This window comes from Rhizobium sp. TRM95796, from assembly GCF_025779995.1.
Classification (GTDB): domain Bacteria; phylum Pseudomonadota; class Alphaproteobacteria; order Rhizobiales; family Rhizobiaceae; genus Rhizobium_E.
Window position 1 is genome coordinate 210,104 of sequence record NZ_JAOXHE010000011.1, and the last position, 7,293, is coordinate 217,396.

The 7,293-nt window shown below is 54.1% G+C and carries 8 protein-coding genes; 3 read left to right on the plus strand and 5 right to left on the minus strand.

The window, feature by feature from the left end; genetic code table 11:
- The first annotated feature begins 140 nt into the window (after positions 1-140).
- The 3 genes from OCK01_RS21930 to tehA all read left to right on the plus strand — a co-directional run bounded on the left by OCK01_RS21930 (position 141) and on the right by tehA (position 3,359).
- Positions 141-971, plus strand: a complete 831-nt coding sequence (locus tag OCK01_RS21930; RefSeq protein WP_263825811.1) for a helix-turn-helix domain-containing protein — start codon at positions 141-143, stop codon at positions 969-971.
- A 263-nt stretch (positions 972-1,234) separates the two neighbouring features.
- Entirely contained in the window at positions 1,235-2,215 is a 981-nt protein-coding gene (locus OCK01_RS21935; protein ID WP_263825812.1) for an alpha/beta fold hydrolase, read from the plus strand.
- 22 nt (positions 2,216-2,237) lie between these two features.
- Positions 2,238-3,359, plus strand: coding sequence for a dicarboxylate transporter/tellurite-resistance protein TehA (gene tehA / locus OCK01_RS21940; RefSeq protein WP_318530254.1), 1,122 nt, complete (start codon positions 2,238-2,240; stop codon positions 3,357-3,359).
- An 83-nt stretch (positions 3,360-3,442) separates the two neighbouring features.
- On the opposite strand, the gene OCK01_RS21945 is transcribed toward tehA, so the two are convergent.
- The 5 genes from OCK01_RS21945 to OCK01_RS21965 all read right to left on the minus strand — a co-directional run bounded on the left by OCK01_RS21945 (position 3,443) and on the right by OCK01_RS21965 (position 7,031).
- On the minus strand, positions 3,443-3,985 hold the full coding sequence (locus tag OCK01_RS21945) for a PAS domain-containing protein (RefSeq protein ID WP_263825813.1): 543 nt from the start codon (positions 3,983-3,985) through the stop codon (positions 3,443-3,445).
- A gap of 417 nt (positions 3,986-4,402) precedes the next feature.
- A complete protein-coding gene (locus OCK01_RS21950) occupies positions 4,403-4,867 on the minus strand; it encodes a DUF1348 family protein (protein WP_263825814.1) in 465 nt (154 codons plus the stop codon).
- Between the two features lie 44 nt (positions 4,868-4,911).
- Complete coding sequence (locus OCK01_RS21955; RefSeq protein ID WP_263825815.1) at positions 4,912-5,460, minus strand: carboxymuconolactone decarboxylase family protein; 549 nt, start codon at positions 5,458-5,460, stop codon at positions 4,912-4,914.
- Positions 5,461-5,682: 222 nt separating this feature from the next.
- Positions 5,683-6,330 (minus strand): maleylacetoacetate isomerase, encoded by a 648-nt coding sequence (gene maiA / locus OCK01_RS21960; protein WP_263825824.1) that lies wholly within the window; start codon positions 6,328-6,330, stop codon positions 5,683-5,685.
- Positions 6,330-7,031, minus strand: coding sequence for a fumarylacetoacetate hydrolase family protein (locus OCK01_RS21965; RefSeq protein ID WP_263825816.1), 702 nt, complete (start codon positions 7,029-7,031; stop codon positions 6,330-6,332). Before OCK01_RS21965 ends, maiA begins: the two co-directional genes overlap by 1 nt.
- Between the last annotated feature and the right edge of the window lie 262 nt (positions 7,032-7,293).

The following is a 7,293-nucleotide window of genomic DNA, read 5'->3' on the forward strand; positions in this document are numbered from 1 at the left end:
GAGATAATCGGAGGATGTAGCGCCACAGGTTGGTTTCGCTTTCGTCCCATCCCCTTGTTCTCCTGCAAGTCAATTTGGAGGTTCTTCACATGATGATCGTTGAACGCCAGAGTGGGAACAGGGTTGGGGTGTTCTAATCAATGAAGAGAAATTCGCTTAAAGCTAATGGCATGGATGTCGTGCACGTGGCGGGCAACCAGGACGCCAGTGACAACGAAACGAAACCGGTTACGAACTTCGATGGGTTTAGCGTTGTTGTTCAAAGGATTGATTACGTAAGGCACAGTGTTTGGCGCTCAGGACGGCTGGTCTTCCATGGTGGGCACGCATCCGGAAGCATGGCGATAATGGACGTCGAAGAAAATTGGTCGTGTAGACCGGAGTCTGCCTTTGACAATGTGAGGTTCAACATCTCGAGCGCTGGATTGAGGGATTTTGCGCTCGAACAAGGTCGGGTTCCATTTGCACTGTTGCGAATAGAAGATGGGCCTGTCGATCCTATTCTCAAAGGCTTAGCGGAAACCTTCGTTCCGCTGGTGTCCAATAATTCACCACACAGGAAGCTCCTGATAGACCATCTTGCCGAAGCAGTGAAAGCCCATGTGGCGTGTCGATACGGAGGCATTCCTCTGACTGAACGAAAAGGTGGATTGTCTGCCAAACACGTGGATCTTGCGACGCAGTATTTCGTCAGCTGCGTAGACAAGGAGGTCGTCATAGACGAGATCGCATCCCTTTGCGGCCTTTCTGTCGGGTATTTTATTCGAGCTTTCAAGCGCTCTACGGGATTAACACCTTACCAATGGCTCCTTGATTATCGCGTCCGCAAAGCTCAGGACATGTTGCGTCAAGGAATACCGCTCGCTCAGATAGCCTTAGAATGCAGCTTCGCGGACCAAGGCCATTTTTCGCGTGTCTTCAAGGCGAAGTTTGGTGTGTCTCCAGCAGCTTGGAGAGACCGCATCCGTTGAGCATCGAGTGACTTCGAATGCGCTGCGGCTCGCGATCTCGTACATTTTGCAAGGTGAATGTTCCGAAAGCAGGTCCAAGGCGTCCAGCAAGTGGCGTTGCTACGCTATTGTTGTGAGCGCCCGACCTGGTTCTCTCAGCGGCGCCACCGTTTCACAATTTGAAATAAATCCTTCCACATTCTGCCGATTATCGCCGCGTCACGAACCGTTATTTTCTTCATCAGGTCAGCACATCGCTGCCAGTCAACCTGGGGAGAACTTAAATGAAGCGCATATTGGCAGTCATGATGTTGGCAAGCGTGAGCTTTGCCTCGCTTTCTCAAGCCGCGTCATCTCAACCGGCAAAGGCCGTCACAGCTACGCAACACGCTCCTGTCGTGGTGCACTACCGGACGGTGGAAGTGGACGGAGTAAATGTTTTCTACCGGGAGGCAGGTCCGAAAGACGGGCCGGTTGTGCTTCTCCTTCACGGCTTCCCCACGTCTTCGCACATGTTTCGAAATCTAATCCCGCAACTTGCGGACCGCTATCGTGTAATCGCTCCCGATTACCCGGGCTTCGGCCAAAGCGACGCTCCAGATCATACAAAGTTCGCTTACACGTTCGGACATTACGCGGACCTCATTGACGGGCTTCTTGGTAAAATCGACGCCAAGCAATATGCGATGTATGTCATGGACTACGGAGCACCCGTCGGATATCGGCTCGCTCTAAAGCATCCGGAACGGGTGACCGGCCTTATCGTACAAAATGGGAATGCATACGAGGAAGGTCTGCGCGAGTTCTGGGACCCAATTAAAAAGTATTGGGCAGATGGTTCAAACGAAAGCCGAGAGGCACTTTCTGGATTGGTCACACTCGAAACCACCAAATTCCAGTATACCGATGGCGTAAAAGATTTGACTCGGATCAGCCCTGATAACTGGGTCCACGACCAGGCTCTCCTTGACCGCCCCGGAAATAAAGACATCCAGCTTGATTTGTTTCATGACTACGGAACGAACGTGCCGCTCTATCCGAAGTTCCAGCAGTTTTTCCGCGATCGCAAGCCGCCGACCCTGATCGTTTGGGGTAAAAACGATAAGATCTTTCCGGAGGAGGGCGCACATCCATATCTTCGTGATCTGCCTGATGCTGAAATCCACATTCTCGATACGGGCCACTTTGCGCTTGAGGACAAGCTGGATGAGATGGCGCCGCTCATCCATAACTTTCTGGACCGAAAGTTGTCCGCAAAAAAGTAAAGTAAGCACAGCGGTGCGGTCTATGGCCGCGCCGCTGAGTTGCACGTCCCTCCTTGGAGCTTCGGTCCCCACCAAGCCAGCCGGGGAATTTGATGCTCACCCCATCCTCATGCAATTCTGGAACTACGATATGGTTGAGAGCAAAAGACGCCGTTCCGCTTCTGACTGGCTGGCGAGGGTGCCAGCGTCATTCTTTGGTATCGTGCTAGGCCTGGTCGGGTTCGGGAGTTCATGGCGGACGGCGTCGGAAGCATGGATGTTGCCCTCCTTGTCGGGCGAACTCCTCAGTCTGTCTGGCGTGGCGGTGTGGTTGATCATCACCGTGCTCTATGGGCTCAAATGGGTTCTAGCACCCGCGGCGGCGCTCGCCGAGGCGGAGCATGCAGTTCAATGTTGCTACGTGGGATTGGCGGGAGTTGCAACGATGCTCGCTGGTCTGGCCCTCCTTCCGTATTCTCTGCTCTTGACGGAGGTGCTGTTCGTTACTGGCTTCGTGTTCACCTTTCTCTTCGCGCTATGGCGAACCGGTCGACTCTGGCAAGGTGCCAGAGACCCCTCCGCATCTACGGCTGTTTTGTATTTGCCAACGGTCGCAGGCTCATTTGTCACTGCGATCGTTTTGGGCACGCTGGGTTCACGTGAAGCAGGGCAACTGGCGTTTGGGGCAGGTTTCTTTTCTTGGCTCGCCATCGAATCGGTCCTTCTGCATCGTTTCTATACCCTGCCCGAAATGACCGCAGCATTGCGACCAACCCTCGGCATCCAACTTGCACCGCCTGCAGTGGGGAGCGTCGCCTATTTGAGCGTCATTGACAGCGAACCAGATGTGTTCGTGCACGCGCTTCTGGGTTACGCCATATTGCAACTTGCGATCATATTGCGCCTCCTGCCTTGGATTCTCAGGCAACCATTCTCGGCGTCATATTGGGCTTTTACGTTTGGTCTGACATCGATTTCGACGGCCGGGATCAGGATCGCGAGCGCAGGCAAGGACGTAATCTTCGAGGGCCTGTCGGTCGTGTTGTTCGTTATAACAAATGCAGGTCTTATCGCCATTTGCGTTGGATCGATCCTGCTGCTGGCGCAGGGACGCTTCTTACCGGCCACTCCTATCGCATCCGTCACCTCGAATGATCGAGTGTAAAGGTAAACGCATCGCCAGCAAGCGTGATCTCGACTTGAGCGAGCTCTATGCCCGCGCAGACGAGGCCGTAGTGTCGAAGAACTTCACCGGTTTCCGGTAAACACCAACCCAGGCGATGCCAAGTCGAAGTTCCCGGTTAGCTTCTTACGAAGCAGCTTCAAAGCCTTTTCTATATTCTTCACTATATCGAGGCGCCTGTTAGCTTGAGCGAGGCTCAATGCCCGCAGGCAATGCCAGAAGGCCGGCCCGGCCGAAAGATCATCATGCCAACCGAGATACATAACGCCGGCGTAGACCGACGGGGTGCCTGAAGCATCTCGGAAACACTGTCCGATAGTCGTTACTTCTACGTGATCTCCGTCATGAGTCAGGACTTTGTACTTATGGGAGTAACGATCCCCAGACAGGATCGCGTCGTCAATCGCGTCTTTGAGACCGGACTTTTCCGCCGGAACAATTTTGTGAAGATACTCGATGATCGGCTGTCCCCTCTTTGCCTTTTCAGGATCCATGCCAAAGAGAACTGCCATGATCTCATCAGCATAGACAGCGTCTGCTTTCAGATCCCAAGTAAAGAGGCCGGTGTAGCGTGCGTCAGTTTCTGTGTCATTGAGTGCGAGTGACAATGGTTGCCCCTTGGTTAGTAGTTGCTTATCAACCTGCGACGTAGAACGGTCAGAATCACTCGTCGGTTGCATTGGATTCGAACAGACACTGTCTAATTCTCGCCGCACAACAAGGAAACGAACTAGCCCCGGACTGCGATTGTGTCGTCGGCTGAATTCAACATATACTCCACCTGCCAGACTGTTAATTCCTCATATCGGAACAGTTGATGCCGTTAATGGACGGTCGCCGGTTGCATTCTACAGAGGTCTGCCTCATGAAGAGCGTAAGACGCGAGAGTGAGAACTATCGACGGAATCCTTCAGCCCTGGAAATATATCAAGCGCTGATTCTCGTCTTCCAGCTACGGTAACGCGCAAAACGCGTCGATCCTTAGGGACCGGCGCGTTCAAGGCAGGTGCGGAGCTATTTCGGCTTCAGAAACCAAAGTCGCTCAAGCCGGGGTGATCATCAGGTCTACGGCCCAGCGGCCAACGAAACTTCCGATCAGCTTCACTGATGGGATGCTCGTTGATGCTCGCATGCCTTTCCCGCATGAGCCCATCTTCAGCAAACTCCCAATTTTCGTTTCCATAGGCGCGGAACCATTGGCCACTGCCGTCGTGGTATTCGTAGGCGTAGCGGACGGCAATCCGATTGTCAGTAAACGCCCAAAGCTCTTTTATAAGTCGGTATTCGAGTTCCTTATTCCACTTACGTGTCAAGAACGCTTCGGCTTCAGCCCGATTCTTGGCGAATTCGGCGCGATTTCGCCAGCGCGTATCCAAGGTATAGGCTAAGGCGACCTTGGCAGCATCGCGACTATTCCAGCCATCCTCTGCGAGGCGTACTTTCTCAATAGCAGTCTCTCTGGTGAACGGTGGAAGCGGTGGTCGTGACATTGGATAGCTCCTCAAATGGGTACTAAGCAGCAGCGTTAACGATTTTAAGCCGCAGCCTTGTCGATGCGCGGGAAGTCGATCTCAGTCTCTAGCGCCTCGTTGACGTAATTTGTGAAGGTGTTGAGAGCGACGTGAGCGATGATCTCTACGATCTCGGCGTCAGCGTAGCCGGCCGATCGGACCTTGGCGATTTCCTCTGGGCCGATGGCGCCTCTGGTGGTCGTTAGAACACGCGCGAATTCTACAGCAGCAGCGGCCTTCGGATCATTCGATGTGCCCCGGCGGTTCGCAAAAATCTCGTCGGCGTCGAGCTTGGCGAACTTGGTGCCAGTAAACGTATGAGCGGATAGGCAGTAGTCGCAGCCGTTTGCTTCCGCCATCGCGAGCGCAATACGTTCGCGGGTGGCTGGAGCGAGTTTTCCTTTTGCCAGTGCACCTTGTAGAGACGTTAGTCCGTTGAGCGCGGCAGGACTATTCGAGACCAGCCGAAAAATGTTCGGCACCGATCCAATCTGCTTCTTAAGGGTCTCGAGGATCGGCCGGGATTCTTCTGGTGCATCGTCGATTGTAGCCGGTGTGGGGATGCGGGACATTCTTGTTCTCCTTTTCAAATGCGAAAGACCTTCCTTTCGTCGCATTGAAAATGAGCTTGCAGAGGCTCCACTTGAAGACCGAAAACGAGAAACGCAGCATTCCACAAATCGAGGCCATTCGGCGGCTCCTGCTGCTGTGGGCATACGGCGAGCCCTCCACGCCATCTTGGTCAGTGGCCGACATGCCGCCGGCCGAGACTAGATTTCTGGGTCAATCATCAATCAGATTTCGGCATCCGGTTGCTTTGATGGGTGTGCGAGCGCAAAGGCGTCATGGGTCTCACAAAGTTCACGGATCGCCTTGAGCTGGCGAAACGCCGTCGTTTCTACGCCAAATCTATCAGCGGAGAATAACTGCGGGATCAGGCACAAATCGGCGAGGCCCGGGGCCTCGCCCGAAACATAAGGGCCACCAAATGGACGATTCTGCAGGAGCAACTCACATGCTGCCAGCCCCTCTGATATCCACCGTCGGCACCACTCGTCAGCGGCTTTCTGGTCGTGGCCGAGATCTGTTTTTAAATAATCTAAAACTCGGAGGTTCTGGAGAGGATGAATGTCGCATGCGATTGCTTGTGCGAATGCGCGCACCCAAGCACGTTGGTTTGTATCAGCCGGCAATAGGGGAGGGGCAGGGTGGGTTTCGTCCAGCCATTCAATGATCGCCAAAGATTGCGTCAGTATGAAAGAGCCGTCTTCAAGCGTTGGCACAAGGGCCTGAGGATTGACGGCACGATACTCGGATCTCTTTTGCTGGCCACCGTCGCGCCTGAGATGAACCGAAACGAAGTCTGGATTGATCCCTTTCAGATTGAACGCGATGCGGCAACGGTAGGCAGACGAACTGCGGAAATAACCGAAAAACTTCATCACGATTCTTGCCCGATGTGCAATTCGATACCAGGCAAGCCGTCAATGCCGCCGCGGATTTCATTCCCCGGTACAACAGCCCCGACCCCTGCAGGCGTGCCGGTGAAAATGAGGTCGCCAGGCTGAAGGTGGTAAAATCCCGACAGATGGCTGATAAGCTCTGGAACGCGCCAGACCAGGTCGGACAGTTGAGCATCCTGAAATGTTTTTCCGTCCACTTCGAGCCAGATTCGTTGATCAGCGATGGCGCCAAATTCCTCCTGCCGCACAACTGTCGATATCACAGCCGATTGCTCGAAGTCTTTGCCGAGATCCCAAGGACGACCTTTAGCTCGCGCGTCGAGCTGAAGGTCTCGTCTGGTCATGTCTAGCCCGGTTGCATAGCCATATACATGGCCAAGCGCGTCCTCCACTGACACCTTATAGGCGGGGCTTCCAATGGCGACAACGAATTCCATTTCGTAGTGATAGTTCGAGGTTCCAGGCGGGTAGGCTATTTGCGCTCCGCTCTCGACGACGGAATGCGGCGATTTTAGGAAATAAAACGGCGTCTCGCGATCGACTTCCACGCCCATCTCCTTGGCGTGCTCGACATAATTTCGGCCGACGCAGAAAATTCTGTTCACGGGAAATCGCGTTTGCAGCCCTGCGACCGCGACCGTCGGGGCAGGAGGAACGTCGAAAAGAACGACAGAAGTCATGATGCGGTCTCCTTATGATGAGTAATTTTTATCGTTTGTCGAAACGGATGCGGCGAGGATTGGAGGCCAGCGTGGGACTTCGCAGGTGGCGTCAGTGCGAGATATGCCATTTAGCCTCCCTGCCCCTCGTCCGCTCAGCCAGCGCGCGGCGTCCGCCGTGTGGGCGAAAATTGGTTCTTGTCCGTCCAAACGTATGATCCAGCAGTCGTTGCTTTTCCGCTCAAGAGAGTACTTCGAAAGAGCGGCTGTCTTACCGACCTCC